This window comes from Streptomyces sp. NPDC059534 (assembly GCF_042743475.1).
GTDB lineage: Bacteria > Actinomycetota > Actinomycetes > Streptomycetales > Streptomycetaceae > Streptomyces.
Genome location: NZ_JBHWAQ010000020.1, coordinates 12,262 through 38,744, shown reverse-complemented (window position 1 = coordinate 38,744; position 26,483 = coordinate 12,262). Strand labels below are relative to the sequence as shown.

29 protein-coding genes and 1 tRNA gene are annotated in these 26,483 nt (G+C 71.4%); 17 read left to right on the top strand and 13 right to left on the bottom strand.

The features are described 5' to 3' along the window. Nucleotides 1–181 precede the first annotated feature (181 nt). On the top strand, nt 182–709 hold the full coding sequence (locus ACFVZH_RS23365) for a peptidylprolyl isomerase (RefSeq protein ID WP_384899864.1): 528 nt from the start codon (nt 182–184) through the stop codon (nt 707–709). A gap of 22 nt (nt 710–731) precedes the next feature. Next, nucleotides 732–1,616, top strand: coding sequence for a rhomboid family intramembrane serine protease (locus tag ACFVZH_RS23360; RefSeq protein ID WP_384899862.1), 885 nt, complete (start codon nt 732–734; stop codon nt 1,614–1,616). A gap of 304 nt (nt 1,617–1,920) precedes the next feature. Here the strand turns inward: ACFVZH_RS23360 and crgA are convergent, their stop codons facing one another. Then, nucleotides 1,921–2,175: a cell division protein CrgA gene (crgA, locus tag ACFVZH_RS23355; protein ID WP_367822183.1), complete on the bottom strand. Its 255-nt coding sequence runs from the start codon at nt 2,173–2,175 to the stop codon at nt 1,921–1,923. 140 nt (nt 2,176–2,315) lie between these two features. On the opposite strand from crgA, the gene ACFVZH_RS23350 reads away from it, so the two are divergent. The 6 genes from ACFVZH_RS23350 (at nt 2,316) to ACFVZH_RS23325 (ending at nt 6,585) form a co-directional block, all read left to right on the top strand. After that, complete coding sequence (locus tag ACFVZH_RS23350; protein WP_384899859.1) at nt 2,316–3,083, top strand: DUF881 domain-containing protein; 768 nt, start codon at nt 2,316–2,318, stop codon at nt 3,081–3,083. A 22-nt stretch (nt 3,084–3,105) separates the two neighbouring features. Beyond that, the gene (locus ACFVZH_RS23345) at nt 3,106–3,789 is read left to right on the top strand and encodes a class E sortase (protein ID WP_384899857.1); all 684 of its coding nucleotides are present in this window, start codon (nt 3,106–3,108) and stop codon (nt 3,787–3,789) included. 64 nt (nt 3,790–3,853) lie between these two features. Further along, nucleotides 3,854–4,015, top strand: coding sequence for a hypothetical protein (locus ACFVZH_RS23340; RefSeq protein WP_017240377.1), 162 nt, complete (start codon nt 3,854–3,856; stop codon nt 4,013–4,015). Continuing rightward, the gene (locus ACFVZH_RS23335) at nt 4,012–4,650 is read left to right on the top strand and encodes an aminodeoxychorismate/anthranilate synthase component II (RefSeq protein WP_384899855.1); all 639 of its coding nucleotides are present in this window, start codon (nt 4,012–4,014) and stop codon (nt 4,648–4,650) included. The genes ACFVZH_RS23340 and ACFVZH_RS23335 overlap by 4 nt, the downstream gene beginning before the upstream one ends. After that, nucleotides 4,647–5,870, top strand: coding sequence for a class E sortase (locus ACFVZH_RS23330; protein ID WP_384899852.1), 1,224 nt, complete (start codon nt 4,647–4,649; stop codon nt 5,868–5,870). The genes ACFVZH_RS23335 and ACFVZH_RS23330 overlap by 4 nt, the downstream gene beginning before the upstream one ends. A gap of 37 nt (nt 5,871–5,907) precedes the next feature. After that, nucleotides 5,908–6,585: a class E sortase gene (locus ACFVZH_RS23325; RefSeq protein WP_384899851.1), complete on the top strand. Its 678-nt coding sequence runs from the start codon at nt 5,908–5,910 to the stop codon at nt 6,583–6,585. A gap of 109 nt (nt 6,586–6,694) precedes the next feature. On the opposite strand, the gene pknB is transcribed toward ACFVZH_RS23325, so the two are convergent. The 6 genes from pknB to ACFVZH_RS23295 form a co-directional block, all read right to left on the bottom strand. Then, nucleotides 6,695–8,704, bottom strand: coding sequence for a Stk1 family PASTA domain-containing Ser/Thr kinase (pknB, locus tag ACFVZH_RS23320; protein ID WP_384899849.1), 2,010 nt, complete (start codon nt 8,702–8,704; stop codon nt 6,695–6,697). Nucleotides 8,705–8,859: 155 nt separating this feature from the next. Beyond that, complete coding sequence (locus ACFVZH_RS23315; protein WP_384899847.1) at nt 8,860–10,326, bottom strand: peptidoglycan D,D-transpeptidase FtsI family protein; 1,467 nt, start codon at nt 10,324–10,326, stop codon at nt 8,860–8,862. Continuing rightward, complete coding sequence (locus ACFVZH_RS23310) at nt 10,323–11,744, bottom strand: FtsW/RodA/SpoVE family cell cycle protein (protein WP_384899846.1); 1,422 nt, start codon at nt 11,742–11,744, stop codon at nt 10,323–10,325. The genes ACFVZH_RS23315 and ACFVZH_RS23310 overlap by 4 nt, the downstream gene beginning before the upstream one ends. A 26-nt stretch (nt 11,745–11,770) precedes the next feature. Next, nucleotides 11,771–13,249 (bottom strand): Stp1/IreP family PP2C-type Ser/Thr phosphatase, encoded by a 1,479-nt coding sequence (locus tag ACFVZH_RS23305; protein WP_384899844.1) that lies wholly within the window; start codon nt 13,247–13,249, stop codon nt 11,771–11,773. A 170-nt stretch (nt 13,250–13,419) separates the two neighbouring features. Further along, complete coding sequence (locus ACFVZH_RS23300) at nt 13,420–13,938, bottom strand: FHA domain-containing protein (RefSeq protein WP_384899842.1); 519 nt, start codon at nt 13,936–13,938, stop codon at nt 13,420–13,422. A 10-nt stretch (nt 13,939–13,948) separates the two neighbouring features. Further along, entirely contained in the window at nt 13,949–14,818 is an 870-nt protein-coding gene (locus tag ACFVZH_RS23295) for an FhaA domain-containing protein (RefSeq protein WP_384899840.1), read from the bottom strand. Nucleotides 14,819–15,261: 443 nt separating this feature from the next. Here ACFVZH_RS23295 and ACFVZH_RS23290 point away from each other — a divergent pair. The 3 genes from ACFVZH_RS23290 to ACFVZH_RS23280 all read left to right on the top strand — a co-directional run bounded on the left by ACFVZH_RS23290 (nt 15,262) and on the right by ACFVZH_RS23280 (nt 16,912). After that, a tRNA-Leu gene (locus tag ACFVZH_RS23290) sits at nt 15,262–15,348 on the top strand. 262 nt (nt 15,349–15,610) lie between these two features. Further along, complete coding sequence (locus tag ACFVZH_RS23285) at nt 15,611–16,171, top strand: hypothetical protein (RefSeq protein ID WP_384899838.1); 561 nt, start codon at nt 15,611–15,613, stop codon at nt 16,169–16,171. A 36-nt stretch (nt 16,172–16,207) separates the two neighbouring features. Next, nucleotides 16,208–16,912, top strand: coding sequence for a 4'-phosphopantetheinyl transferase family protein (locus ACFVZH_RS23280; protein ID WP_384899836.1), 705 nt, complete (start codon nt 16,208–16,210; stop codon nt 16,910–16,912). On the opposite strand, the gene ACFVZH_RS23275 is transcribed toward ACFVZH_RS23280, so the two are convergent. The 6 genes from ACFVZH_RS23275 to ACFVZH_RS23250 all read right to left on the bottom strand — a co-directional run bounded on the left by ACFVZH_RS23275 (nt 16,878) and on the right by ACFVZH_RS23250 (nt 20,344). Next, nucleotides 16,878–17,345: a hypothetical protein gene (locus ACFVZH_RS23275; protein ID WP_384899834.1), complete on the bottom strand. Its 468-nt coding sequence runs from the start codon at nt 17,343–17,345 to the stop codon at nt 16,878–16,880. The two genes, ACFVZH_RS23280 and ACFVZH_RS23275, sit on opposite strands and share 35 nt — an antisense overlap. Next, nucleotides 17,338–17,793, bottom strand: coding sequence for a GNAT family N-acetyltransferase (locus tag ACFVZH_RS23270; RefSeq protein ID WP_384899832.1), 456 nt, complete (start codon nt 17,791–17,793; stop codon nt 17,338–17,340). Before ACFVZH_RS23270 ends, ACFVZH_RS23275 begins: the two co-directional genes overlap by 8 nt. Further along, nucleotides 17,790–18,305 (bottom strand): hypothetical protein, encoded by a 516-nt coding sequence (locus tag ACFVZH_RS23265; RefSeq protein WP_384899831.1) that lies wholly within the window; start codon nt 18,303–18,305, stop codon nt 17,790–17,792. The genes ACFVZH_RS23270 and ACFVZH_RS23265 overlap by 4 nt, the downstream gene beginning before the upstream one ends. 49 nt (nt 18,306–18,354) lie before the next feature. After that, complete coding sequence (locus ACFVZH_RS23260; protein WP_384899829.1) at nt 18,355–19,473, bottom strand: acyl-CoA dehydrogenase family protein; 1,119 nt, start codon at nt 19,471–19,473, stop codon at nt 18,355–18,357. Continuing rightward, complete coding sequence (locus tag ACFVZH_RS23255; protein ID WP_384899827.1) at nt 19,470–20,063, bottom strand: acyl-CoA dehydrogenase family protein; 594 nt, start codon at nt 20,061–20,063, stop codon at nt 19,470–19,472. The genes ACFVZH_RS23260 and ACFVZH_RS23255 overlap by 4 nt, the downstream gene beginning before the upstream one ends. 131 nt (nt 20,064–20,194) lie before the next feature. Beyond that, a complete protein-coding gene (locus ACFVZH_RS23250) occupies nt 20,195–20,344 on the bottom strand; it encodes a hypothetical protein (RefSeq protein ID WP_384899825.1) in 150 nt (49 codons plus the stop codon). 334 nt (nt 20,345–20,678) lie between these two features. Here ACFVZH_RS23250 and ACFVZH_RS23245 point away from each other — a divergent pair, with 334 nt between their 5' ends. From ACFVZH_RS23245 to ACFVZH_RS23220, 6 genes are all read left to right on the top strand, one after another. Further along, nucleotides 20,679–22,313: a condensation domain-containing protein gene (locus ACFVZH_RS23245; RefSeq protein WP_384899824.1), complete on the top strand. Its 1,635-nt coding sequence runs from the start codon at nt 20,679–20,681 to the stop codon at nt 22,311–22,313. A 309-nt stretch (nt 22,314–22,622) separates the two neighbouring features. Continuing rightward, nucleotides 22,623–22,883: an acyl carrier protein gene (locus tag ACFVZH_RS23240; protein WP_384899822.1), complete on the top strand. Its 261-nt coding sequence runs from the start codon at nt 22,623–22,625 to the stop codon at nt 22,881–22,883. Between the two features lie 34 nt (nt 22,884–22,917). Further along, nucleotides 22,918–23,880, top strand: coding sequence for a 3-oxoacyl-[acyl-carrier-protein] synthase III C-terminal domain-containing protein (locus ACFVZH_RS23235; protein ID WP_384899819.1), 963 nt, complete (start codon nt 22,918–22,920; stop codon nt 23,878–23,880). Then, entirely contained in the window at nt 23,877–25,115 is a 1,239-nt protein-coding gene (locus tag ACFVZH_RS23230; RefSeq protein ID WP_384899817.1) for an acyl-CoA dehydrogenase family protein, read from the top strand. Before ACFVZH_RS23235 ends, ACFVZH_RS23230 begins: the two co-directional genes overlap by 4 nt. Continuing rightward, nucleotides 25,112–25,897, top strand: a complete 786-nt coding sequence (locus tag ACFVZH_RS23225) for a hypothetical protein (RefSeq protein WP_384899815.1) — start codon at nt 25,112–25,114, stop codon at nt 25,895–25,897. Before ACFVZH_RS23230 ends, ACFVZH_RS23225 begins: the two co-directional genes overlap by 4 nt. After that, the gene (locus ACFVZH_RS23220) at nt 25,897–26,481 is read left to right on the top strand and encodes a GNAT family N-acetyltransferase (protein WP_384899813.1); all 585 of its coding nucleotides are present in this window, start codon (nt 25,897–25,899) and stop codon (nt 26,479–26,481) included. Before ACFVZH_RS23225 ends, ACFVZH_RS23220 begins: the two co-directional genes overlap by 1 nt. Nucleotides 26,482–26,483 lie beyond the last annotated feature (2 nt).

The following is a 26,483-nucleotide window of genomic DNA, read 5'->3' as shown; positions in this document are numbered from 1 at the left end:
CCTCGGGTGGCGATGTCGGTTTTTCACCTTTCCATCCTTTTCGGAATCATGCCCCCCGGGACGAGGTCCGGCATGCGGGGCGGGCATCCGGGGCATGGTGGCCCGGCGACCGGGGCATGCGAGGATCGGACTCGCCAGACAGACGTGACATCACGCGACACGACGTGGACGGAAGGCGACCGTGGCCGAGCAGCTGTACGCGATCCTCAAGACGAGCCTGGGCGACATCGAGGTCCGGCTGATGCCGTTCCACGCCCCGAAGACGGTCCGGAACTTCGTCGAACTCGCCTCCGGCGAGCGCGAGTGGACGCACCCCGCCACCGGCAAGGTCTCCTCGGACCCGCTGTACGACGGGACGGGCTTCCACCGGGTGATCAAGGGCTTCATGATCCAGGCCGGCGACCCGCTGGGGAACGGCACGGGCGGTCCGGGCTACGAGTTCGCCGACGAGTTCCACCCGGAGCTCTTCTTCGACCGCCCGTACCTGCTGGCCATGGCCAACGCCGGCCCGGGCACCAACGGCTCGCAGTTCTTCGTCACCGTCGCGCCCGCGACCTGGCTGAACCGCAAGCACACCATCTTCGGCGAGGTCGTGAAGGGCGAGAGCCGCAAGGTGGTGGACGCGATCGCGGCCGTCGGGACCGACCCGCACACCGAGCGTCCGCTCCAGGACGTGGTCATCGAGTCCGTGGTGATCGAGAAGCGCTGAGGCGGAAGGGACGGCACCTCCCATGGACCCGCGACCTTCCGGGACCCCGCACGCCGGTCTCCCGCACTGCTACCGGCACCCGGAGACCGAGACCGGCATCCGCTGCACGCGCTGCGAGAAGCCGATCTGCCCGCAGTGCATGGTCTCCGCCTCCGTCGGCTTCCAGTGCCCCGACTGCGTACGCAGCGGTTCGGGGACCGGCCACGCCGCCGACGCCAACCAGCCCCGGACGCTCGCGGGCGGCCGGGTGGCGGCGGACGACCGTCTCGTCACCAAGATCCTGATCGGGATCAACCTCGCCGTGTACCTCGCGGTCCTGGTGTTCGGGGACCGGTTCGTCGACGAGCTGGTGCTCATCGGCTACGCGTACAACCCGTTCCTGGGCGAGGTGGTCGGGGTCGCGGACGGCGAGTGGTACCGGCTGCTGACCTCGACCGTCCTCCACCAGGAGGTCTGGCACATCCTCTTCAACGTGATCGGCCTGTGGGTGATCGGCGGGATCGTCGAACCCGAGCTGGGCCGGGTCCGGTACGCGGCGCTGTGCCTGCTCTCCGGGCTCTCGGGCTCCGCGCTCGCCTATCTCGTCGCCGCGCCCAACCAGCCCTCGCTGGGGGCCTCCGGCATCGTCTACGGCCTCATCGGCGCCTGGGTCGTCCTGGCCCGCCGGCGCCGTCACGACATGCGCCCGGTGGTCCTCTTCGTGGCGCTGTCGCTGCTGATGACCTTCACCCGTCCGGGGATCTCGTGGGAGGCGCACGTCGGCGGTCTGGTCGGGGGAATCCTGGTGACGTACGGGCTGGTGCACGCGCCCCGGGCCCGCCGGGACCTCGTGCAGTACGCGGCCTGCGGTGCGGTGCTGCTGATCGACCTGGGCATCGTGTTCGCCCGCTCGGCCTCGCTCACCTGAGCGCAGGGGGCTGTGGAAGAGCTCTTCTGTGAGCTTTCCCCAGAGTTATCCACAGCGTGGGGCGGATTCTGGCCCTGATGTGGGGAAAGGCTGCACCCCTCGCCTCTGACCTGGTGTTTCTCCAGGGAGGCGAGGGGTGCGCTGTGTGGCGACAAGGGTGATTCCGGTCATACCGGCGTCAACCTCGTGTGAGTTATCCACAGATCTTCGTAAGTTATCCAGTGCTGTGCACAACGCTGTGGATAAGTTCAGGGGAGAGCTTGACGAGCAACCGGTGAGGCCGCTACACCGCCCGCTGTCTCCCCTACTTCCACTGCGTGGAGACGCCGAAGCCGGCCGCGATGAAGCCGAAGCCCACCACGATGTTCCAGTTCCGGATCGACTCGACCGGCAAGGAGCCGTCGGTGACGTAGAAGACCACGATCCACACCAGCCCGATGGCGAACAGCGCCAACATCACGGGAGCCACCCAGCTGCGGTTCGTCAGCTTGATATTGGTGGCCTGCTTGGCGGGCGGGGGCGTGAAGTCGGCCTTCTTGCGGATCCGTGACTTCGGCACGAGGGACTCTCCTGTCGATGCGCTGCGTGACCGCGCAGGGAACTGTGGCTGGCGCCGGGATGTGACGAAGGAGGACGACTGCGTCCCCCGGGCGTCCGTTAGCGTAGTGGTTCCGCGGCACCGAAGGGGATCAGGGTACGTTGAGCAATTCCGCCGGCACTCCCGAAGGGCCGGGCCGCACCGCGAGGTGGCGCCCCGTCCGGGTGCTCACCCTTGCCGTTTTCGCCCTCGCCGGACTGATCTTCTTCACCAGCTTCAACACCGCCAAGGGCACCAATCTCCGCACGGACGCCTCGCTGCTCAGGCTCTCCGACCTGATCGAGGAACGCAGCCACAAGAACGCCGAGCTCGACGAGTCCACCGCCGCCCTCCGCACCCGGGTCGACTCCCTCGCGGCACGCGACGACGGATCCACCCGCGCGGAGGACGCGAAGCTCGCCGCGCTGGAGGCCATGGCGGGGACCACCGAGGTCGCCGGCTCCGGTCTCACCGTGACCCTCGACGACGCCCCGCCGAACGCCCAGGCCGCCCCCGGCTACCCCGAGCCGCAGGCCAACGACCTGGTCATCCACCAGCAGGACCTCCAGGCCGTCGTCAACGCGCTGTGGCAGGGCGGCGCCAAGGGCATCCGCGTCATGGACCAGCGGCTCATCTCCACCAGCGCCGTGCGCTGCGTCGGCAACACGCTGATCCTCCAGGGCCGGGTCTACTCGCCCCCGTACAAGATCACGGCCGTCGGCGACCGGGGGAAGCTGAACAAGGCCCTCGCGGACTCCCCGGCGATCCAGAACTACCAGCTGTACGTGAAGGCGTACGGGCTCGGCTGGAAAGTCGACGAGCACCGGCGGGTGACTCTTCCCGGGTACTCCGGCACAGTGGACCTCCACTACGCGAAGCCGGTGAACTGACAGCGGGAGAGCGGAGGGCCGCTTGCGTCTCGTCGTGCGGACCTTCAGCGAGCTGTGCCTCACCGTCGGCACCCTGATCGTCCTCTTCGTCGTCTACGTCCTCTACTGGACCGGCGTCCAGGCCGACCTCGCCGGAGCCGCGCAGATCGACACCCTCCAGCGCGCGTGGGCGAGCACCCCCGTCCCCACGGCGCCCGGACCCGCGTCCGCCCCCGCGCGCGTGGAGCCGCCGTACGTCCCCGGCAAGGGCATCGCCGTCATGTACGTCCCGCGGCTCGGCAGGGACTGGAAGTGGCCGGTCCTCGAAGGCACCGGCACCGGCGTCCTCAAGAAGGGCCTCGGGCACTACGCGGCCACCGCCCGGCTCGGGGCGACCGGGAACTTCGCCGTCGCCGGCCACCGCCGCACCTACGGCGACCCCTTCAAGGACTTCCCCCGGCTGCGCGCCGGGGACGCGGTCGTCCTCACCGACGGGACGACCTGGTTCACCTACCGCGTCGACCGCGGCCCCTACCGGACCGTTCCGGGCGACGTCGCCGTCGTCGACCCGGTGCCCCGCAGATCCGGCTTCGCCGGGCCGGGGCGCTACCTCACCCTCACCACCTGCGACCCCGAGTGGGGCAGCAGCCACCGGCTGGTCGTCTGGGCGCACCTCGACGCCACGCAGCCGGTGACCGACGGTCGTCCACAGGCTTTGGACAGCTGACCCTGCACGGCCCCGTCGACCCGTACTCTGGTCCCCGTAACGAACGGAAGGGGCGGTCGACGTCATGTACGGCTGGATCTGGCGGCATCTGCCGGGCAACGCGTGGGTACGTGCGCTGCTCTCGATCGTGCTGGTCCTCGCGGTCGTCTACGTCCTGTTCCAGTACGTGTTCCCCTGGGCGGAGCCGCTGCTTCCGTTCAACGATGTGACGGTGGACGGCCAGTGAGCGCGCGCATTCTCGTCGTCGACAACTACGACAGCTTCGTCTTCAACCTCGTGCAGTACCTCTACCAGCTCGGTGCCGAGTGCGAGGTCCGCCGCAACGACGAGGTCGAGCTGAGCCACGCCCAGGACGGCTTCGACGGCGTCCTGCTCTCGCCCGGCCCCGGCGCACCCGAACAGGCCGGGGTCTGCATCGACATGGTCCGGCACTGCGCCGCCACCGGCGTGCCCGTCTTCGGCGTCTGCCTCGGCATGCAGTCGATGGCCGTGGCGTACGGCGGCGTCGTCGACCGGGCGCCCGAGCTGCTGCACGGCAAGACCTCGCCCGTCACGCACGAGGGCCAGGGCGTCTTCGCGGGGCTGCCCTCGCCGTTCACCGCGACCCGCTACCACTCGCTGGCCGCCGAGCCCGCCGCCCTGCCGGCCGAGCTCGAGGTCACCGCGCGGACCGAGGACGGCATCATCATGGGCCTGCGCCACCGTGAACTGCCCGTCGAAGGCGTTCAGTTCCACCCCGAGTCGGTCCTCACCGAGCACGGGCACCTGATGCTCGCCAACTGGCTGGAGCAGTGCGGCGACAAGGGGGCCGTCGGCAGGTCGGCGGGGCTCGCGCCGGTGGTGGGCAAGGCCGTCGCGTGACGACGGGCTCGCCGTGGTTCCGGGCGTCGAACGCACCGGAACCCGAGCCGATACCCGCGGACCCGTACGGGTACGCGCAGCCGTCCCCGTACGAGCCGGAGCAGCCCTACGCACCGGGTCCGGAGACGGGGTACGCGCCCCAGCCGGAGCAGCCTTACGCACCGGGGCCACAGGCGGCTTACCCGCCCCAGCCGACACCCGCGTACGAGCCCGAGCCCGTGCCCGCATACGAGCCTCAGACCACACCCGCGTACGAGCCCGAGCCCGTGGCCCCGTACGAGCCTGCCCACGAGGCCCCGTACGGGGCCGTGGAGGAGCCGTACGAGGCGGAAGGGGCCCCGGAGTCCCCGCGGGACGAGACGATGGCCCTGCGGGCCGTGGAGGCCCCTCAGGGCCCCGGGCGGGCCGAGCGGCGCCGCGCCGCCAAGGGCGGCCGGGGCAAGAGCCGGGGCGCCGCCCCCGCGACCTCCGCACGAACCCCCGCCGAGGACCGGCCGCTCTCGCGCGTCGAGGCCCGGCGCGCCGCCCGCGCCGCCAAGGACAGCGTCGGCGTCATCGCCAGCCGGGCCGTCGGCGAGGTCTTCATCTCCCTCGGCGTCGTCATGCTGCTCTTCGTCACCTACCAGCTGTGGTGGACCAACGTCCTGGCCGGGCAGGAGACCGACCGGGCGAAGGAGCAGATCGAGGACACCTGGGCCAAGGGCGAGGACGACGGCGACAAGCCCGACGCCTTCGAGCCCGGGCAGGGCTTCGCCATCATGTACATCCCCAAACTGGACGTCGTCGTCCCCATCGCCGAGGGCATCAGCAAGAGCAAGGTCCTCGACAAGGGCATGGTCGGCCACTACGGCGAGGGCACGCTCAAGACGGCCATGCCCGCCGACAAGCAGGGCAACTTCGCCGTCGCCGGCCACCGCAACACCCACGGCGAACCGTTCCGCTACATCAACCGGCTCACGCCCGGCGACCCCATCGTGGTCGAGACGCAGAACGCGTACTACACGTACGAGATGGCTAGCATCCTGCCCCAGACCTCGCCGTCGAACGTCTCGGTCATCCAACCCGTCCCGAAGGGCTCGGGTTTCACCGAGCCCGGCCGGTTCATCACGCTGACCACCTGCACACCCGAGTTCACCAGCACCTACCGCATGATCGTGTGGGGCAGGCTGGTCGAGGAACGCCCGCGCAGCAAGGGAAAGCCGCAAGCGCTCGTAGGCTGAGACCCCACACCTCCGGACGGGACGACGGGACGACCTAGTGGCACGCGCGCGCAACCGGATCGCCGGGATCATCAGCGTCTTCGGCGAACTCCTCATCACAGCGGGCCTGGTGCTCGGACTCTTCGTCGTCTACTCGCTGTGGTGGACCAACGTCCTCGCCGACCGCGCCGCCGACAAGGACGGCGCCCAGGTCCGCGACCAGTGGGCCGACCAGGGCCCCGGCGCGCTCGACACCAAGGACGGCATCGGCTTCCTCCACGTCCCCGCCATGAGGAACGGCGAGGTCCTGGTGAAGCGGGGCACCGGCACCGACGTCCTCAACCACGGCGTCGCCGGCTACTACACCGACCCGGTCAAGTCCGCGCTCCCGCAGGACAAGCAGGGCAACTTCACCCTGGCCGCGCACCGGGACGGCCACGGCGCCAAGTTCCACAACATCCACAAGCTGAAGACCGGGGACTCCATCGTCTTCGAGACCAAGGACACCTGGTACGTCTACAAGGTCTACAAGACCCTGCCGGAGACCACGAAGTACAACGTGGACGTCCTCCAGCCCGTCCCCGAGGAGTCGGGCAGGACCAAGCCCGGCCGCTACATCACGCTGACCACCTGCACCCCGATGTACACCTCGGACTACCGCTACATCGTCTGGGGCGAGCTGGAGCGCGCGGAGAAGGTCGACCGCGACCGCACGCCCCCGGCGGAACTGCGCTGAGCGTGCGCTGAGCGAGCGGCCGAGCACTCGCTCGACGGGAGAGCCCCGGCATCCGTCCTGGATGCCGGGGCTCTCCCACAGGTGCTGTCGTGGTGCTCGGGGACGAGCGTCAGCCGAAGAAGCCGCCGCCGCGGTTGTCCCCGTTGTTGTTGTCCCCGCCGCCCATCGTGACGACGGTGATGGTGTCGGTCGAGTTGACCGGCGTCCCTTCCGGCGGGTTCGTGCCGAGGACCATGGCGTCCTCCTTGTCGGAGCCCTGCTGGACCACCGTCAGGCCGAGGCCCTGGAGCTGGTCCCGGACCTCCTTGAACTTCCTGCCGGTCAGGCCCGTGGGGATCTGGACCTGGGTCTGCTGCGGGCCCTTGGAGACCTTCAGCCTGACCTCGGAACCCTCGGGCGCCTTGGCGTTGCCGTCCGGGTTCTGCTCCAGGACCTGGTCCTTGGGCTGCTCGGAGTCGACGTACTCGACGAGGACCACGAACTTCAGCGACTCGAGCTGCTGCTTGGCCTGCGCGAGCTGGTTGCCGACGACCGGCGGAACCGTGGTCTGGTTCTGCTTCGCGACGGTGATCGTCACCTCGGTGTTCTTCTCCGCCTTGGTGTTGCTCTGCGGGTTCTGGCTGAGGACCGTACCGGGGTCCTCCTCCGACTCCTGCTGCTCGACCTTGACCTTGAAGCCCTTGCTCTCCAGGCTCTCCCTGGCGCGCTCCTCGGACTGCTCGACGACGTCCGGGACCTCCACGAGGGGGGCGCCCTCGGAGAGGTACACCTGGACGGTGCCGCCGACGTCCATCTTGGCCACGTTGTCGGCGACCGGGGTCTGCCGGCAGATCAGGCCCTTGGGCTGGTCGCAGCGCTCGGTGCCGGCCTGCGCGGCCTTCACCTGGGCGTTGCCCGCCAGACTGGTCGCCGCCTTCATGTCCTGGCCGACCAGCTGCGGCACGGTGACCTGCTGCGGGGCGTCGTTCTTGTCGAAGATCGAGACGCCGATGAAGATCGCGCCGACGAGCACCAGGATGCCCGCCAGGACCAGCAGGATCGTCGAGGTGTTCGACTTCTTCTGGCCACCGCCGCGACGGCGGTCCGGACGGTCGTCGTAGCCGTAGCCGCCGTCGTCCGGGTTGATCGGGGGCAGCATGGACGTCTGGCCGCCCGGGTCCGCCTGGCGCAGGGCCGTGGTCGGCTGGTCCTCCGGCGGGTAACCGCCGTAGCCCCCGCCGTACGCCGGCGCGCCCGCCATGCCCATCCCCATGCCCATCGCGGCCGCCGCGGCGACCGGCTGGCCGTCGAGGCACGCCTCGATGTCCGCGCGCATCTCGTCGGCGGACTGGTAGCGGTAGTCGGGGTCCTTGACCAGCGCCTTGAGGACGATGGCGTCCATCTCCGGCGTGATCTCGGCGTCGAAGTTGCTCGGCTGCTGCGGCTCCTCGCGCACGTGCTGGTACGCGACCGCGACCGGGGAGTCGCCGATGAAGGGGGGCCGGACCGTGAGCAGCTCGTAGAGCAGGCAGCCCGTGGAGTACAGGTCGGAGCGGGCGTCGACCTGCTCGCCCTTGGCCTGCTCGGGGGAGAGGTACTGGGCCGTGCCGATCACCGCGGCGGTCTGCGTCATGGTCATGCCCGCGTCGCCCATGGCGCGCGCGATGCCGAAGTCCATGACCTTGACCTGGCCGGTGCGCGTCAGCATGACGTTCGCCGGCTTGATGTCACGGTGCACGATGCCGGCGCGGTGCGAGTACTCCAGCGCCTGGAGGATGCCGACCGTCATCTCGAGGGTGCGCTCGGGCAGCAGCTTGCGCCCGGAGTGCAGCAGCTCACGCAGGGTCGACCCGTCGACGTACTCCATCACGATGTACGGGATGGAGACCCCGTCGACGTAGTCCTCACCGGTGTCGTACACCGCGACGATCGCCGGGTGGTTCAGCGAGGCGGCGGACTGTGCCTCACGGCGGAACCGGGCCTGGAAGGACGGATCACGGGCCAGGTCGGCCCGCAGCGTCTTCACGGCGACGGTGCGGCCGAGCCGGGTGTCCTGGGCGAGGTACACCTCGGCCATGCCGCCACGGCCGAGCACCGAGCCCAGCTCGTACCGGCCGCCGAGGCGACGCGGCTCTTCCATAGCTAATCCAGCCCTCTCCGTCTGTCCCGACCGCACCCATGGGTGGTCCGGCGGTGTGTGCTGTTCGCGCATACGCTACCGGCCCCGGGAACGCGATCCGCCCGGGGCCGGTAGCTGATACCTGACCGGTACCTGGTGCGTACCGGGTCCGGAGATCAGCCCCGGCTCTTCATGACGGCCTTCATGACGGCCTTCGCGATCGGGGCCGCCAGGCCGCCACCGCTGATGTCCTCACGGTCCGTGCCGGCCGAGTCCTCGACGACCACGGCGACCGCGACCGGGGAGCCCTCGGCGGTCTTCGCGTACGAGATGAACCACGCGTACGGCCGCTTGGCGTTCTTCTCGCCGTGCTGGGCCGTACCCGTCTTGCCGCCGACCTTCACGCCGTCCATGTTCAGGTCGGCGTTGCCGCCGGTGCCGTCGGTGACGACGTTCTCCATCATCTGCTGGAGCAGCTGGGCGTTCGCCGGCGAGACCGGGCGGCTCATCTCCTCCGGCTCGTTCTGCTTGAGGATGTCGAGGTTCGGGGCCCGCAGCTGGTCGATCATGTACGGCTTCATCAGCTTGCCGTCGTTGGCGATCGCCGCTGTGACCATCGCCATCTGGAGCGGGGTGGTCGCCGTGTTGAACTGGCCGATGGACGACTGGGCGTTACCGCCGCGGTCCATCTTCTTGTCGTAGACGGAGGCGGCCGCGCGCACCGGGACGAACTGCTCGGCGTTGAAGCCGAACTTCTCCGCCATCTCCACCATCTTGTCCCGGCCGACCTCGTCGCCGAGCTTGGCGAAGACCGAGTTGCACGAGACTTCCAGCGCCTGGTTCAAGGAAGCGTTCTTGCAGCCGCGCGCGTGGTTCTTCATCGGCACGGTGGAGAGCGGCAGGATGTACGGCTCAGGGGTGTCCGTCGGCGCGTTGATGTCGGTGATCTTGCCGTTCTCCAGCGCCGCGGCCGCGGTCACGACCTTGAAGACGGAGCCGGGCGGGTAGATCTCGCGGATCGCGCGGTTCAGCTTGGGCTTGTTCTTGTCCTTCTCCAGCGCGACCCACGCCTTCTCGTCCTTGCCGGAGTAGCCGGCGAAGGAGGAGGGGTCGTACGAGGGCGTGGAGGCCATCGCCAGGATCTTGCCAGTCTTCGGCTCGATGGCGACGACGGCGCCCGTCTTGTTGCCGAGGCCCTCGAAGGCGGCCTTCTGCGCCGCGCCGTTCAGGGTGGTGATGACATCGCCACCCTTCTTCTTCTCGCCGGTGAACATGGCGAGCGTGCGGTCGAAGAAGAGCCGGTCGTCGTTGCCGGTGAGGATGCCGTCCTCGATCTTCTCGATCTGGTTGGCGTCGTACGCCTGCGAGGCGTAGCCGGTGACCGGGGCCCACATGGGGCCGTCGGTGTAGGTGCGCTTGTACTTGTAGAACGTGTCCTGGGAGTCGACGGAGCCGGTGATCGGCTTGCCGTCGACGATGATGTTGCCGCGGACGTTGGCGTACCGCTCGATCTGCACGCGCTTGTTGCGCGAGTGCGCGTTCAGTTCGTCGGCGCGGACGAACTGCAGCCAGTTGTCCCGTAGGAGCAGGGCGAGGACGAGCAGGCCGCAGAAGATCGCGACCCGCCGCAGCGGCTTGTTCACGGACGGACCACCTGGGTCATCTCGGCGTCGGGTGACGGGGCGGGTGCGGGCGCGGGACGGCGCGCGGTGTCGCTGATCCGGATCAGGATGCCGATCAGGGCCCAGTTGGCGATCACGGAGGAACCGCCGTACGCCAGGAAGGGCATCGTCATACCGGTGAGCGGGATGAGGCCCATCACACCGCCGGCGACGACGAAGATCTGGAGTGCGAAGGCGCCGGAGAGGCCCATCGCGAGCAGCTTGCCGAAGGGGTCGCGGGCGGCGAGGGCGGTGCGGGCACCGCGCTCGACGATCAGCCCGTAGATGAGCAGGAAGACCATGACGCCGGCCAGTCCGAGCTCCTCGCCGACGGTGGCGAAGATGAAGTCGGAGTTGGCGGCGAAGCCGATGAGGTCCGAGTTGCCCTGGCCGAGGCCGGTGCCGAGGATGCCGCCGGAGCCGAAGGACATCAGCACCTGGGTCATCTGGTCACAGGCCGGAACGGTCTCCGCGCAGGCGAAGGGGTCGGCCCAGGCGTCCACACGGGCCTGGACGTGGCTCGCGAACGAGGCCACGCCGACGGCGCCGGCGACCGACATCAGCAGACCCATGACGATCCAGCTGGTCCGCTCCGTCGCCACGTACAGCATGATCACGAACATGCCGAAGAAGAGCAGCGAGGTGCCGAGGTCGTTCTCGAAGATCAGGATGAGGAGGCTGACCGCCCAGATCGTCAGGATCGGGCCGAGGTCGCGGCCGCGCGGCAGGTAGAGCCCCATGAAGCGGCGGCTGGCCAGGGCCAGGGCGTCCCGCTTCACCATGAGGTAGCCGGAGAAGAAGACCGCCAGCACGATCTTGGCGAACTCGCCGGGCTGGATCGAGAAGCCCGCGATGTTGATCCAGATCTTGGCGCCGTAGACGGGGGTGCCAAGGCCCGGGACGAGCGGCAGCAGCAGCAGGACGAGGGAGACCGCCATGGAGATGTACGTGTAGCGCTGGAGGACGCGGTGGTCCTTCAGCAGCAGCAGTACACCCACGAACATGGCGATGCCGATCGCCGAGTACAGCATCTGCTTCGGGGCGTCGGGGCTGAAACTGCCGAAGTCCCGGATGGACTTGGCGATCAGCCGCGGTGACTGGTCCAGCCGCCAGATCAGCACCAGGCCCATGCCGTTGAGCAGGGTCGCGAGGGGCAGCAGCAGGGGGTCGGCGTACGGGGCCCACTTGCGCACCACGAGGTGGGCGACGCCCGCGAGCAGGGCGAGACCGAGCCCGTACCCGGCCATGCCGGCCGGGACCTTGCCGTCGATGGCCAGGCCCACGTTGAGGTACGCGAACACCGGGATGACGACGGCGAACGCCAGCAGCGCCAGCTCGGTGTTGCGGCGGCTCGGCGCCTCGATCGCGCCGATGGTGGTCGTGTTGGTGACAACGCTCATGGTGGTGAAAGGCCCCCTACGGGTGCTTACTGCTTGCCGCAGTTCGAGGCCAGCTTCTGCTCCTCCGCGGTGAGGGTGGGACCCGGGGTCGGAGCGGCTGTGGTGGGCTTGGAGTCGGGGGTGGCGGTGCCGGCGGGCTTCTGGGCCGGCGGGGCGGCCTTCTCGGCGGCCTCGCGGCGCTGCTCGGTCTTCTTGCAGGCCGACGCCTGCACGGACAGCTCGGAGATCTTCGTCTCGGCCTTGCCGAGGCTGCCGCCCGCGATCGTGTCCTCGACCTGCTTCCGCTGGTAGGCGGGGAGGTACTTGAGTTCGATCTCGGGGTGGTCCTTCTCGACCTTCGACAGAGAGATCCACGCCAGGTCCTGGCTGATGCCCTGGTACAGGGCGACGTGCTGGTCCTTGGAGCCCACGAAGTACTGGGTCTGGGTCCAGCGCCAGCCGCCGTACAGACCGCCGCCGACGAGCGCGAGGACCAGGACGAGGAAGAAGGAGCGCTTGAGCCACTTGCGGCCGGTGCGCGGCTTCTCGAAGTCGTCGTCCGCGTACGACTCGAAGGAGCCCTGCGGCGGCATTCCGCCGTACCCGTGGTCGTCGCCGCTGCCGGGCGGGCCGAAGCCGCCGGCGGGCGGCTGGTGGTGCGGTGCGGGCCGGCCGAGGCCGGAGGCGCGGCCGGCCGGGGTCTGCATGGCCCCGCCGTCGTTCAGCTGGGCGGCCTGGTTCTCGGCGACGGCGCCCACGATGACCGGGGTGTCGCTGAGGTGACCGGCGAGGGTGTCGCCGCCGTCGACGTCGAGGACGTCGGCGACGATCACCGTGATGTTGTCGGGGCCGCCGCCGCGCAGCGCGAGCTGGATCAGCTCCTGCACGGTCTCCTGCGGGCCCTGGTAGCTGGCGAGGGTGTCCTCGAGGGTCTGGTGGGAGACCACGCCGGACAGGCCGTCGGAGCAGATCAGGTAGCGGTCGCCGGCCCGGACCTCGCGGATGGAGAGGTCGGGTTCGACGTGGTCACCGCTGCCGAGCGCGCGCATGAGGAGCGAGCGCTGCGGGTGGGTGGTGGCCTCTTCCTCGGTGATCCGGCCCTCGTCGACGAGGCGCTGGACCCAGGTGTGGTCCTGGGTGATCTGGGTGAGGACGCCGTCGCGGAGCAGGTAGGCGCGCGAGTCGCCGACGTGCACGAGGCCGAGCCGCTGGCCCGTCCACAGCAGGGCGGTGAGCGTGGTGCCCATGCCCTCCAGCTGCGGGTCCTCCTCGACCATCATCCGGAGCTGGTCGTTGGCGCGCTGCACCGCCGTACCGAGCGAGGTGAGGATGTCGGAGCCGGGGACGTCGTCGTCGAGCGTCACGAGGGTGGAGATCACCTCGGAGGAGGCGACCTCGCCGGCCGCCTGGCCGCCCATGCCGTCGGCGATGGCGAGCAGGCGGGGCCCGGCGTAGCCGGAGTCCTCGTTCCCCTCGCGGATCATGCCCTTGTGCGAGCCCGCGGCGAATCGCAGGGACAGAGTCATGCGCACCTGCCCTGTCGACGCTGCATCGGGGTACAGCCGGTCTCGACCCACACTGCCCACCCTCCGGTCGCTCCGGTCGCTTCAGTCGCTCCGGTCGGGAGCGCGGCACGGCCCGCTGCGGGGACCGTCCCGGCTCGCTCGCTCCGCTCGCGCCTATTCATGATGTCGCACTACTTCCGCAGCTCGATGACGGTCTTGCCGATGCGGATCGGCGAGCCCAGCGGAATCGGCGTGGCGGTGGTGAGGCGGGTCCGGTCGAGGTAGGTGCCGTTCGTGGACCCGAGATCCTCGACGATCCACTGGCCGTCCCGGTCCGGATAGATCCTGGCGTGCCGGCTGGACGCGTAGTCGTCGTCCAGCACGATCGTCGAGTCGTGCGCCCGGCCCAGCGTGATCGTCTGGCCCTGGAGGGCGACGGTCGTGCCGGTGAGGGTGCCCTCGGAGACGACGAGTTTGGTCGGGGCGCCGCGGCGCTGGCGGCCCCCGGTGTTCTGCTGGCCGCGCTGCTGCGGCGGCGCGGCGGCCTGGCGGGCGGCCTGCTGGGGCCGCGCCTCCTGGCGCCGCGAACCGCGCTGGGTGACCCGCGTACCGAAAAGGTCGCTGCGGATGACCTGGACGGCCACGATGACGAACAGCCACAGAACGGCCAGGAAACCCAACCGCATGACCGTCAGGGTCAGCTCTGACATTGCCCCCGCTTCACCCTTCGGCTTGCCGGTAAACGATGGTGGTGCTGCCCACGACGATCCGCGAGCCGTCGCGGAGCGTAGCGCGGGTGGTGTGCTGCCCGTCCACCACGATGCCGTTGGTGGATCCGAGATCCTGGATCGTCGAGGGCGTTCCGGTCCGGATCTCGCAGTGCCGGCGGGAGACGCCGGGATCGTCGATCCTCACGTCCGCGTCGGTGCTGCGGCCGAGGACCAGGGTCGGGCGGGAGATCTGGTGGCGGTTGCCGTTGATCTCGATCCAGTGCCGCACCCGGGTGCCCGCACCGCCGTGCGTGCCGGGGCCGGGCATGGCTCCGGCACCGCCCGCGGCGGCCGTCGGCCGGTGGCCGGGAGCGCCGGGAGGCGGGGCGGCGGGCATGGGCGGGGCGCCGGCCGGGGGGTACCCGTAACCGCCGCGACCCTGTCCCGGGCCCTGCTGCTGCTGGTGGTGCTGCTGGCCGCCCGCGGGCGGCTGCGGCTGTGACGTACTCGACGCGAGCGTGCGGCTGCGGACGCGGTACAGGCCGGTGTCGAGGTCGTCGGCCTTCTCCAGGTGGACCTTGATCGGGCCCATGAAGGTGTACCGCTGCTGCTTCGCGTAGTCCCGGACCAGGCCGGCGAGCTCGTCGCCGAGCTGGCCCGAGTAGGGGCTGAGACGCTCGTAGTCCGGCGTGCTCAGCTCCACGATGAAGTCGTTGGGGACGACGGTCCGCTCGCGGTTCCAGATCTGCGCGTTGTTGTCGCACTCGCGCTGGAGCGCGCCGGCGATCTCGACAGGCTGGACCTCGGACTTGAAGACCTTGGCGAAGGTGCCGTTGACCAGACCTTCGAGTCGCTGCTCGAATCGCTTCAGGACTCCCATGGGGCACCTCCTCCGTCGTTGTCGTCCTGGTACTGCTTACTGATCGTATCCACGCGTCGGGAAATCGGCTGGTTCCCCTTCTCTGCCCTGTGGACGAGTGTCACCTCTCACAGGCTTTCCCCACGGATCGTAGAGGTGGCCTGTGGACAGTGTCCCGCACCCGGCTGTGGGACCGGGGGCCGCGGTCCGGAAGCCGTGGCGGTCCGTCCCCTTCCTCCCCGCTCCTCCCTCTCCTCGATCCCTTCCGGCTTCCTCCTCCCCCGCCTGCTCCCGCGTACCCCTCCTCCCCCTTCCGCATCGTCCCGGCCGGCGCCTCCCCTCACCTTGTTCTCCGGGAGTGGGGCCGAAACAACGGATGTGAATCCACGGTCTGCGGCGTGCTAATCTTCAGATGTCGCCAGGCGCTCCCACCGACAGGTGAGAGAGTCCGGAGCACACCCAATGCGCGGGTGGCGGAATAGGCAGACGCGCTGGATTCAGGTTCCAGTGCCCGAAAGGGCGTGGGGGTTCAACTCCCCCCTCGCGCACCAGTCGAGAAGGTCGGCATCGTGAAAACGATGCCGACCTTCTTGCGTTCCCCCTCCGGCCAGGCCGACCGCGGACCGGCGACGGCGCCGGGGGTGTGAGGTAACCCACGGGTGCCCCGTGGCGGAAGGTCGGGGCCGCCCTCTCGTGTGCTCGCCCGGGGCGTGGGACGCTCGGATGCCTCTGGGGGAGGGGGCGCGGGATGAGGCATATGCCTTTCTTCCGTTGGGTGCTGACGTCGGGCTTCCTGGTCTTCGCGTGCGCGGTGTGGGAACGCCGCTCATCGCCCTGGGGCTGATCGGCGGGAACCTCCGCGCGCTCCCCCGGGTTCTGGGCGTGGAGGCACGGCTCGTGCGCCGTGCGGCCCGGCTGTCCGAGGCCGCCGCGTGGGCGGCCGGGGATTACGAACGGGCCGTCGCGGAGGTGCGGGAGGCGGGCCCGCAGGCACGCGGGACAGCGGAGCTCGGCCGGAGGCTCACGGCACGGCTGGACCGGCTGCTGGACGACGCGATCCCCGCCGCCGGATTGCGGGACAGGCTGCGGGCCGGCCCTGAGGCCCGACAGGACGCCGCGCGGGCGGTGGCCGAGCTGCGCCGGCTGTTGGCGGACGCCCGGCGGGACGGTCTGGCCGAGCGGTTCACGCAGACCTCGGTCGAACTGCTCCGGGGGCAGGACGCCGACCGGGCGGCCCTCGCGGCCGCGGCCGACTTCGAGCGGGACCCCGCCGCGTACCAACGCCTGTGGGAGCGGTTGACGGGGCCCGAGCTCACGGCCTCTCCGCGGACCCCGCCTCCCGGCCGGGGACGGCGGGGGCATCGCGGCCGGTGACGCCGACGGCGTCCGGGCAGGAAATAGGGTGGGCGCATGATCGTGCGGATGTGGGTCGTGGAAGCGGAGCGGGCCGAGGGGGAGGCCAGGGGGCTGCTGACTCCGGCGGAACTGGCCCGTGCCGACGAGCTGGGCCGGGAGCAGGTGCGGAGGACGTTCGTCACGTCGCGCGCGGTGCAGCGGGCCCTGGGGGCGCGGTATCTGGGGGTGCCGGCCACCGAGGTCGGGATCAGCCGGGCGTGCTCGCACTGTGCGGACGACGGCCACGGGAAGCCGCACTTCACGGCGGCGCCGGAGCTCGACTTCTCCGTCTCGCACACCGGGGATCTCGTCGTGATCGCGGCCGCGACCGGCACCAGGGTCGGGCTGGACGTGGAGCTGGGAAGCCGCACCATCGAGATCGAGGAGATGGTCCGCATGCTCGCCTCGGAGAGCGAGCAGCGGAGTCTCGACGGGCACAGCGGGGAATCGCTGCGGACCGCGCTGTTCCGGATCTGGGCGCGCAAGGAGGCGACGGTCAAGCTCACCGGGCACGGACTGCTCCAGGTGCCCTTCCCCGCGCTGTCGGTGGACGGCCCGGTCGTCCGGGTCGACGGTTCGCCGGACGGCTGGCCGGAGGAGGCCATCCACCTCACCGATCTGTCGATCGGTCATGGCACGGTCGCGGCCCTGGCCACCACCGTGCCGTCGCCGGAGATCGACGTCGTCACCCTGCCGCGGGTCGCCGATCTGTCGCTGTGACCCCGTGCGTGCCGTGCAGCACACGGACGTCGTGGTAGCGGCCCGCCGCGTACCGGTGCTCGCGGAGCAGGCCGACCGGGGCGAAGCCGAGCGCCGTGTAGCCGGAGACGTCTAGGGCGTCGGGCACCAGGGCGACGAAGGACTCGCACCGCTGGTAGGTGTGCAGGAAGTCCAGCAGGGCGCCGAGCGCGACCGGGTCGGCCGTGGTGCTCGCCACCTCGCTCTGCCGGGGCTGGTCGGGATTGACCCGGCAGCCGAGGACGGTGTCCCCGTACCGGAAGACGGCGGCGTCCGCGCGGGACAACTCCCGGGCGAGCAGCGCCTCGTTCTGCGTGACCGGGTCGAGTCCCAGGAATCCGCGCGCGGTGTCGTCGGCGGCGGCGGCCAGCGCGGCCGCGGCGGCCGCCGGGGCCAGCAGCTCCAGCTCAGGCATCGAGAACGCTCCAGACGTGCCGGTCGACGGGGCGGCCGGCGAACCACAGGGCCTGCGGCACCGTCGCCTCCCGGTGGAAACCGCACGACTCCAGTACGGGGTCGACGGTGTGGGCGGCCGGGGTGACCCAGCCGTGGATCCGGTGCAGACCGAGCACGGCGAAACCGTGCCGGACCGCGGCCTCCAGCAGCGGCTTCGGGTCCTCGGCCGTGTCCCGCAGACCGATCTCCAGGCGGGCGTGCCGGTGGATCCAGTCCACGCCCGTGAAGCGCACGAAACCGAGACCGGGGGCGACGCACAGTTCGGTGGTGTCGTCCACGGGCGGCTCGACCGTGACCGGTTCGGCCAGCGGCGGACGGTCGGCGACCGGCAGCCCGAGCAGCTCGCCGGGCAGCCAGTGCCCGGTCAGCAGGGTCCGGTCGGCCTCGCGGAAGCCTCTCAACCTCATGACCGGGGGTCCCAAATCTGTGAGAAGAAGACGGTGCCGCACGGCACTCCGTCGTGCAGCGTGACCTTCGCGAGCGTGCCCTCCTCGGTGAGCCCGGCGGCACGGGCCGCGGCGATGCCGCGGTGGTCGTGCTCCGGGATCCGCACCGTCACGCGGACGAGTTCGCGGCGCCACAGCAGGGCGTCCCGTACGGCCGCGTAGGCCGCCGGCCACCAGTGCTCCGGGGCGGCGGCGCGCAGGCGCAGGTCGACCTGGACGTGCGAGCCGTGCTCGCTGCCCTGGTCCTCCACGCCGTACAGGCCGACCGGTTCCCCGTCGGCGCACAGGAGCCGGACGGTGTCGTCGAGGACCTCGTCGATCTCCCACTCGGCCCGGGTGTCGGGCTGGGCGACGCGGAAGTGGAAGTCCGGTTCGGTGAAGAACGCCAGCGCCGCCGCGCGGTCCGCCGCGTCCGACGCGTCGTACGCGCGGGCGGACCAGCGGGGCGGTGTGGTGTCCGCGGGTGTGCTCATGGGTCCTTCCTCGGCCGTCCGGCGGCTGCGGGGATCGGGGGCGCCGGGCTCACAGGTCCCGGGCGATCTGGAGGCGCTGGATGTTGCTCGTGCCGTCCATGAACTCGAAGGCGTAGACATCGCGGCACCACTTCTCCAGCAGCGGATGCCCGAGCAGGGACGCGGGGCCCAGCGCCGTGGCGGCCCAGTGGGCGACGGTCACGGCGAGGCCGGTGGCGTGCAGCTTGGCGACCGACGGCGGCCGCTGGTCGTCCGGGTCGTGGTCGACCGACGCCGCGGCGTCGTACACCACCTGGCGGGCCGCGAGCAGCCGGGCGGTCATCACGTCCGCCGGGGCGAACCCGGGCCGGTGCCGCTGCACGTACTCGGTGATGGCCATCGCGGTGCCCAGGGCCAGCGCGCCGATGTGGACGCGCATGTAGTTGAAGGTGCGCACGGCGCCCCAGACGCCCCGCTGCGAGAGCCGCAGATGGCTGCCGAGGACCATGTCCTCACGGACCGGCGTGCCGTCGAACTCCAGCTCGCTGATCCGCGCGCCGCGCAGCCCCGTCATGTCCAGGGGGCGGGCCGTGAAGCCGTCGGCGGGGCACTCGACGAGGACCGCGCGGATCGACAGCGGCGACGGGCCCGTGCGGGCGAAGACGGCGCCGACGGCGCCGCGGGTGCCGTTGCTGATGTAGCGCTTGGTGCCGGTCAGGCGGTAGCCGCCGTCGGGGTCCCGGTCGAGGCGGGTGCCCATCATCGTCGCGTCGCTGCCCAGACCGGGCTCCGTCATGGCGAAGAACGTCCACGTCGCACCGTCGCCGATGGCGTCGTAGAAGTACTCCTTCTGCGCCTCGCTGCCGAGCGCGTCGACGACCGCGCCGGCCAGCGAGGGGCCGGGGCTCGCGGTGAGCATCGCGGCGTCCCCACGGGCGAGTTCGACGGTGCCGACCACGCGGGCCAGGCAGGAGTCCGTGTCGTGGGCCCGGATCCAGTCGGGCGCCGAGGACCCCAGGTACCGCCGGGGGGTCGTGGCGCCGCGGACGATCTCCAGGCCGGGGGCGTCCAGATGGGCGCCGATGGTGGTCGGATCGGCGTCCACGGACAGCGCCCGGGAGCGGAGGTCCGGGACGGCCTCCGCGAAGAGCGCGCGCATCGCGATCAGCGCGGGGTCCAGGCCGGTCATCGGACGCCGTCCCGGACGACCCAGCAGTTGGCGACGAGTTGGGAGACATGGGCGCTGCGGGCGGGGCTCTCCACGAGGAAACCGCTCGCGCCGAGCAGCTTGGCCGCCTCCCAGTCCAGGGCGGTGATCCGGTCGTGCACGTCGCCGATCGTCGCCACGGTGGGGGGCACCACGTGCAGTTGGGCCCGGATGGCCTCCACCGCGGTGAGCAGATCGGCGAGGGTGCCGAGGACCAGCTGCTTGCGGATGGTGGGCTCGCCGCCCGAGGTGCGGTGGGTCAGGTGCTCGACGGCGTGTCCCGTGAGCCGGCGGGTGGCGCCCAGGCGGACCGCGGCGAGGCCGGCGGCGAGGGCGACGAGCTCGGGCTCGGGGGCCGCGGTGCGGTCGCCGCACCGGATGAAGGAGACGCCCTCCGCGGCGGCCACGTGGTGGGGAAGCACTTCGGCGTCGGTGGTGACCCAGGCGGACGGTACGGCGGCGACCGGGCCCGGGGCGGCGGTCGTGTCGAATCCGTCGAGCGCCACGGCCAGTCCTGCGGCGAGTCCGTCCGCGTGTGCGGCCTGCTCGCATGCGGCGATCATGTCCGTCATTCGGTCCCTCCGGGACCCTCGGATGCCGTCCCGTCGTGGCCGAAGCCGGCGGGGGACCCGGGTGGTTGCTCGGTCTGACAACGACGTGGCGGCATGGCGCCGCCCGGTACGGGCGGCGCCATGCCGGGGTGTCACGCGGCCTTGGTGGCGGCCTTCGTGGCGGCCTTGGTCGCAGCCTTGGTCGCAGCCTTCGTGGCGGCCTTGGTCGCAGCCTTGGTCGCGGCCTTGGTGGCAGCCTTCGTGGCAGCCTTGGTCGCGGCCTTCGTCGCAGCCTTCGTCATGGTGTTCACCTCCGTTGAATTACTTCATGAAATAGCCACCCGGCTTTTTCCGTCCGATGAGAACCCGCCCGGAAAGACGGGGTCGAATATCGGGGGAAGCGCCGGCACGGCTTAACTGTGTTACCGCCACCGGATGTTTCGTCCGGCGGCCGATGCATTGAAGGCTGGCGAATCCCGGAGGGTGCTGTCAAGGAATTCACGGGCCGCGGTCCACCCGGCCCGCTGACAGCTTTTCGCCGTCCTTTTGGTGACAGCGGACCTCGGTATGTCGGAACAGCGCGGTCGACCATCATCGACGGTGGTGTCCCGCGCGAGTACGGAGGATCGAAGGCCAATGGCGAAGAGCGCGCGGCTGGGCCGCGGACAGCGGTACTTCTGGCTGCACCACCATCAGCTTCCGCCCGGCAGCCGCCACGACACGCACATCGTGCTCGATCCGCCGCTGCCCGAGGGCATCGCGCCGGTCCGGATCAAGGCGGCCCTGAACTACCTGGTCCGCCGCCACGAGGCGCTGCGGACCACCTTCCCGATCGGCGCCGACGGCCTGCCCGAGCAGCGGATCCACCCGCCGGCCGCCCTGCCCGTGCGCCAGGCGACGGTCGAGGCCGACGGGACGCCGTCGCCCGCCGAGGCCGTCCGGCAGTGCACGCAGGAGGACTTCGACCTGGCCGCCGACTGGCCGGTCCGGGCCTGCCTCGTCACGGCGGCCGGGGTGCCGAGGCGGCTCGTCCTGGTCCTCAACCACGTGGCCTTCGACGACTGGAGCATCGACACGTTCCTCACCGAACTGGCGGCGCTGCTCGCCGGAGCCGTCGCGGGCCGGCCCGCGCAGCTGCCCGCCGTGCTCACCCAGCCCGCCGAGCTGGCCGCCGCCGAAGGGGCCGCCACCGGTCCGGCCCACGCGGACCGGACCGGGCCCTGGCGGGAGGAGATCGCGCGGCTCCCCGCGGACCTCTTCGCCGCCCGCCGCGAGCCGGCCGCCGCACCCCCCGCCGCCGGCAGCGCGGCCCTCACCTCGCCCCGGCTGCTGCCCGCCTCCCGCGCGGTCGCGGCCCGCTGCAGGGTGTGGCCCTCGGCGGTCCACCTCGCGGCGTTCGCGGCGACGGCCGCCGCCTGGACCGGCGGCCGCCGCGTCCCGTTCTGGCTGTTCACCAGCCACCGCGACGGCGACGCCAGCATGGACGTCCTGACCTGCATGTTCGCCCCGCTGCTCACGGCCGTCGACCTCGCGGACGACCCCGCCTTCTCCGAGATCGTCCGGCGCACCGCCGACGCCCTGGAGCGGGCGAAGGGCCTGCCGGGGACGGCGTACGACGAGACCCTGGAGCTGCTCGCCGAGGAGGGGGCCCGGCGGGGCGCCGAGGTCCGTGTCGAGACCGAACTCAACTTCCTCAACTACGCGCCCCGTTCCTGCGGCACCACCCGGACGCGACTGGTCCGCAACCCCGAGCCGGAGGCGTGGGCCCGGTCCGGCTCCGACGCCTACTTCCGTATCCACGAGTGGGCCGACGGGGTCACCGTCGCCCTGCGGGCGGCCGGTTCGGTGCTGCCTGCCGACGACGTCGAGCGCTTCCTGCGCGGCTACGAGGAGCTGATCGTGGCGCACGCGGACGAGGCGGTGGACCGCCCGCTGAGCGAGATCACGCGGGTACTGGACTTCCCCGCGCCCGCCCCGGCACCCGCCTCCGCGCCCGCACCCCACGGCGCGGCCCCGGCCACGTCCCCCGGCGCCCCGGAGCCCGCGGTCCGTCCCGCGGCCGCGGCGGCGCTCGTCGCGGCCGTCGGCCGGGTCAACGGCCTGGACACCGTCGACCCGACGGCCGGCTACGTCGCCGCCGGTGGCCGGCTGCTGCGCGCGCCCCGCGTCCTGGAGGTCCTCCACGACGGCGGATGGACGGGCCTCGGCGTACGCGACCTCGGCGGCGTCAGGCCGCTGGCGGCGCTGGCCGGGCGGCTGACGGAGGTGTGAGTGCCGGGACCCCGGGCCGCTTTGGCAGGGAACGGACGGGAAGAAGCTGTCACCGGCGGACCGGGGGAACAAGAGGGCGGGAAGACTAATGTGACGGGTGCGGGTCTCTCTGTCGCCGCGGCTCGGTGAGTGTTCTTCCCGTGGCCCGGGCGATCGTAATTCCGGCCCGCCTATGAATTCTTCTTCGCCCTCTCCGGAGGGGAATCGCCTCGGGTGTGTCCCTGATTCGCGGGGAATGCGCCGGGCGGTTCACTCCGCGCGTGCAGCGCCCCCATTCCACCATCATCCCAGCCATGCGGAGGACGTGCCATGGACGAGCAGAAGGTCGCCGAGCACATCAGGATCTCGCTGGAAGCGGTGCTCAACCGCGAGGTCGGCGAACTGCTTCCCGAGACCCGGCTGTTCGAGGATCTCGCGTTGGACTCGACGAGCGTCCTGGAGCTGCTGATGAGCCTTGAGGACACGATCGGTCTGGAGATCGACCCGGACGAGCTGGACGCCGATGTGTTCCGGTCGTTCGGAAGCCTGTCGGAGTACGTGATGAACCAGCAGCGGAAAGCGGCGGCGTGACCGCCGGACGCGCACCGCAGGCGGGAGCCCGAGCGTGACGATCACGATGTCCCGGGTGGCCGCGCGTGTGCCGGACCGGCGGGACTCGGTCGACGAGATCCTGGCGCGGTACGACCGCCCACGGGCCGAACGGCGCCTGTTCACGCGGATCTTCGGTCTGCGGACGAGCCCGTCGCTCGCCGAGGGCGAGAGCCTGTTGGAGCTGCTGCTCGACGCGGGGCGCGAGGCGCTCGGCGGCCGGCGGGCGGATCTCGTGCTCTACGGGCACACGCTGCTGGTGCAGCCCTTCGGCCACCACGACGAGTTCGTCTCCCGCGTACGGGAGCGGCTGGAGCTGCCGGGCGTGCCGGTCTACGGGATCTCCCGGATCAACTGCGCCTCGGTGCTGCGCGGCGCCGACCTGGCCGAGCGGTTTCTGCGGCGGCCGGAGGCCGGACCGGCGGAGACCGTGCTCGTGTTGGGCGGCGACCAGGGAAGCATGGGGGACATGTCCCGCATCATCCCCGGGTTCGTGGTGTGCGGGGACGCGGCGGCGGCCGTCGTCATGGGCCGCGAGGGCGGCCCGCACCAGGGCCGCTACCGCTACCTGAGCGGCGCCGCGGTGCGCGACGCGAGGTTCCACCGCAATCTGCGGATGAGCACCGAGGAGACCCGCGAGTTCGGGACGGCCTGTGTCGAGGGCATGGTGCGCGTGATCGACGAGGCCCTGGAGCGGGCCGGCCTGGGCCGCGACGACGTGGACTGGATCATGCCGCACATGTCGAACGCGTTCGTCTGGCGCGCGGTCAGCGGCGGTCTCGGCATCCCGATGGAGCGGGTGTACCTGGACCTGCTGCCCGACCAGGGCCACACCTTCGGGGTGGACGCCCTGACGGCGCTCGACCACGCCGACCGGACCGGTCGGCTGAAGCCCGGCATGCGGTGCGTGCTGGCCGCCCAGGGCATGGGCGCGTACTTCCAGGCGGCCGTCGTCGAGGTGACGGAGGACGCATCGTGACGGCGGCGGGGGCGGACGCCCCGGGACGGGGCGTACGGATGGACGGCGGTTTCGGCGGGACGGCAGGCGGGCGCGGCCCGGGGCTGGTCGACTCGGACGCGCGGCTGAGTGCCCTGCGGGCCGGTGTGGCCGAGGTGGCCGTGGAGCTGCGGGAGCACGCGCTGGCCGTCGACGCCGACCCGGAGGGCGTCGCGCTGCCGGCGGGATCGGCCGCCGCGGCGCTCATCAGGGCGGCGGCGGAGCCCGAGGACCGGCGCGGTGCCGGTGAGGTGCCGGAGCTCCTGAAGGGGTACGGCGGTACGTGCCTGGAGCGGGTCGTGGCCACGCTGGAGCTGGCGCGCGGGGACGCGGGCACGCTGCTGGGCGCCCCGGGCCCGGCGCTGGCCGGGATCGTCGTGGACGCCCTGGGCAGCGCGGAGCAGCGCGACCTCTTCCACGCCCGGGTCGCCGACGGCCGGACGAGGACGTTCTTCGCCATGACGGAGGAGGCGCACGGCAGTGACGCCACGGCCATGGAGAGCAGGCTGGAGCGGCGCCCGGACGGTCTGGCGCTGACCGGCCGGAAGCGGTACATCGGCAACGCGGCCCGGGCCGGGATCGGTGTGGTCTTCGCCCGGACCGGGCCTTCCCCCCTGTCGATCCGCGCGGTGCTGGTGGAACGGCCGGCCGAGGGCTGGAACGGCCGGCGGCTCGACACCCTCGGGCTGCGCGGGGCGTATCTGAGCGAGATCGCGTTCGACGGGGTCCCGCTCTCCGAGGACCACGTGCTCGGGCAGCACCTTCCGGTGTCCCGGCGTGGTCTGTGGGGGGCTCTGCAGACTTTCAACAACGTGCGGATCCAGGTCGGCGCGATGGCGGTCGGCACGGCGCTGGCCATGCTCGACCGGGTGCGCGAGCTGGCTCCGGAGGCCCCGGGCGGCGAGGTGCTGCGGGCGCGGGCCGAGGCGGCCAGGGAGGTGGCGTACCGGGCGGCGGCCGAGGTGGACCGCGATCCCGATCCGCGGGCGCTGCCGTCGATGGCCAAGCTCACCGGCAGCCGGCTGCCGGTGGCGGTCGCGCACTGGGCGGCCGCGGTCCTGGGCCCCGGCGGCCTGGTGGCGGACCCGTTCCTGGAGAAGTGGGCGAGGGACGCGTACGGCTTCGAGTTCATGGAGGGCACCGGCAACATGCAGCGCGTGCACATCGCCGACGGCCATCTGCGGCGTACGGCCCAGCGGGCGGGGGCCGCCTCGTGAACCCCGGCGCACCGGTGCTGTCGATCGACGCCCTCGCGGTCGCCGTGGAGGATTCCCCCCGCTACTGCGACGCCGGGGGGTCGCAGGCCGCCGACGGCATGGCCGGGATGTTCGGCGGATGGGACGCGGCGGACGGGGAGGCGGACGGCGGGCTGCTCGCCGGGTACCTCTCGTCGGTGGCCGAGCACAGCGGCATGCCGGTGGACGACCTGCGCATGCTCACCGCGCGGGCGGACGGCGAGGACATCGTCGAGACCGCGCTGAGGGCGCTGGGGCCGCCGCCGGGGCCGCAGCCCCTTGTCCTGGTGCACTCCGGCGCCGACCGGGACACGCTCAGCGCGGCGCTGCCCCGGCTCGTCCACGAGCGGGGCTGGGAGGTCACCGAGGACATGGGGATCACCCATCTCGGCGACCTGGGCGGCGCCGCCGTCGTGGACCTCGTGTCCTGGTGGGCCGCCGACGGGGCGACGGCCGTGGTCCTCGACCAGCCGCTGTTCGCCCTGGCCGGCGCGCTGCCCGAGCGGCTGACCGCCGTCGCGCTCCGCTTCGGCACCGGGGACGGCCCGCTGCGGGTCCTCGGCCGGGGCGAGGGCGGGCCGGTCCCCGACAGCGACCACGTCTTCTCCGGTCCGGGCGCCTGCGGCGGCTGGCCGGAGCTGCACAGGGCACTTCGGCACGACGAACCGCGGCCGGACGACCGGATCCTCGTACGGTGCGGTGTGCGCGAGCACCACGCCTGGGTCCTGCTGAGCCGTACCGCCGGCACTTTCAGGGAGCTGTGATGATCACACCCACGATTCGGCATTTCACCGAAGCGGACATTCCCGAACGTACCGCCCTGCTGCGCGAGCAGCGCTTCCAGGCGAACCTGACGGACTTTGCGGTGGTGTCGAGTGACGCTGCTCTCGTCGTCAACCAGACCCGGACGATCGAGGGGGAGCACCGCGTCAAGCGGATGTACGCGATGTGCCATCCCGACGGCAGGACGCTGGGTTTCGCCTGGATCACCTCGATCGACTGGCGGTCCCGGAGCTGTGAGCTGTCGTTCGGCGTGCTGCCGCGCTACCGCGGCGGTTACGGAGCGGCAGCCGTCGGGGCCATGCACCGGTACATCCGGGAGGAGCTCAACATGCGGACGGTGATCAACCAGGTCCTGGTGCACAACACCATGCTGGTGTCCGCCGAGGGGCTCGCGGAGCAGGCCCAAGTCCGCTGCTCGCACGACTCCTTCACCGCCGGCGAGTGGCGCAGCTCCTGTTACTGGACGCAGGACGCCGACGAGTACGAGCGGTCGATGGCGGAGCACGAGGAGCGGCGCAGGGCGATCGCCGCCCGTATCCGCGCAGGTGCGGGGGGTGCGTCGTGAGG

Bases quoted from the DNA above. Each gene is read 5' to 3' on its own strand.
- ACFVZH_RS23360 (WP_384899862.1), top strand. From the start codon at position 732: ATGGACCCGCGACCTTCCGGGACCCCGCACGCCGGTCTCCCGCACTGC.
- ACFVZH_RS23340 (WP_017240377.1), top strand. From the start codon at position 3,854: ATGTACGGCTGGATCTGGCGGCATCTGCCGGGCAACGCGTGGGTACGT.
- pknB (WP_384899849.1), bottom strand. From the start codon at position 8,704: ATGGAAGAGCCGCGTCGCCTCGGCGGCCGGTACGAGCTGGGCTCGGTG.
- ACFVZH_RS23310 (WP_384899846.1), bottom strand. From the start codon at position 11,744: ATGAGCGTTGTCACCAACACGACCACCATCGGCGCGATCGAGGCGCCG.
- ACFVZH_RS23305 (WP_384899844.1), bottom strand. From the start codon at position 13,249: ATGACTCTGTCCCTGCGATTCGCCGCGGGCTCGCACAAGGGCATGATC.
- ACFVZH_RS23300 (WP_384899842.1), bottom strand. From the start codon at position 13,938: ATGTCAGAGCTGACCCTGACGGTCATGCGGTTGGGTTTCCTGGCCGTT.
- ACFVZH_RS23295 (WP_384899840.1), bottom strand. From the start codon at position 14,818: ATGGGAGTCCTGAAGCGATTCGAGCAGCGACTCGAAGGTCTGGTCAAC.
- ACFVZH_RS23280 (WP_384899836.1), top strand. From the start codon at position 16,208: ATGATCGTGCGGATGTGGGTCGTGGAAGCGGAGCGGGCCGAGGGGGAG.
- ACFVZH_RS23275 (WP_384899834.1), bottom strand. From the start codon at position 17,345: ATGCCTGAGCTGGAGCTGCTGGCCCCGGCGGCCGCCGCGGCCGCGCTG.
- ACFVZH_RS23270 (WP_384899832.1), bottom strand. From the start codon at position 17,793: ATGAGGTTGAGAGGCTTCCGCGAGGCCGACCGGACCCTGCTGACCGGG.
- ACFVZH_RS23265 (WP_384899831.1), bottom strand. From the start codon at position 18,305: ATGAGCACACCCGCGGACACCACACCGCCCCGCTGGTCCGCCCGCGCG.
- ACFVZH_RS23260 (WP_384899829.1), bottom strand. From the start codon at position 19,473: ATGACCGGCCTGGACCCCGCGCTGATCGCGATGCGCGCGCTCTTCGCG.
- ACFVZH_RS23255 (WP_384899827.1), bottom strand. From the start codon at position 20,063: ATGACGGACATGATCGCCGCATGCGAGCAGGCCGCACACGCGGACGGA.
- ACFVZH_RS23250 (WP_384899825.1), bottom strand. From the start codon at position 20,344: ATGACGAAGGCTGCGACGAAGGCCGCGACCAAGGCTGCCACGAAGGCT.
- ACFVZH_RS23245 (WP_384899824.1), top strand. From the start codon at position 20,679: ATGGCGAAGAGCGCGCGGCTGGGCCGCGGACAGCGGTACTTCTGGCTG.
- ACFVZH_RS23240 (WP_384899822.1), top strand. From the start codon at position 22,623: ATGGACGAGCAGAAGGTCGCCGAGCACATCAGGATCTCGCTGGAAGCG.
- ACFVZH_RS23220 (WP_384899813.1), top strand. From the start codon at position 25,897: ATGATCACACCCACGATTCGGCATTTCACCGAAGCGGACATTCCCGAA.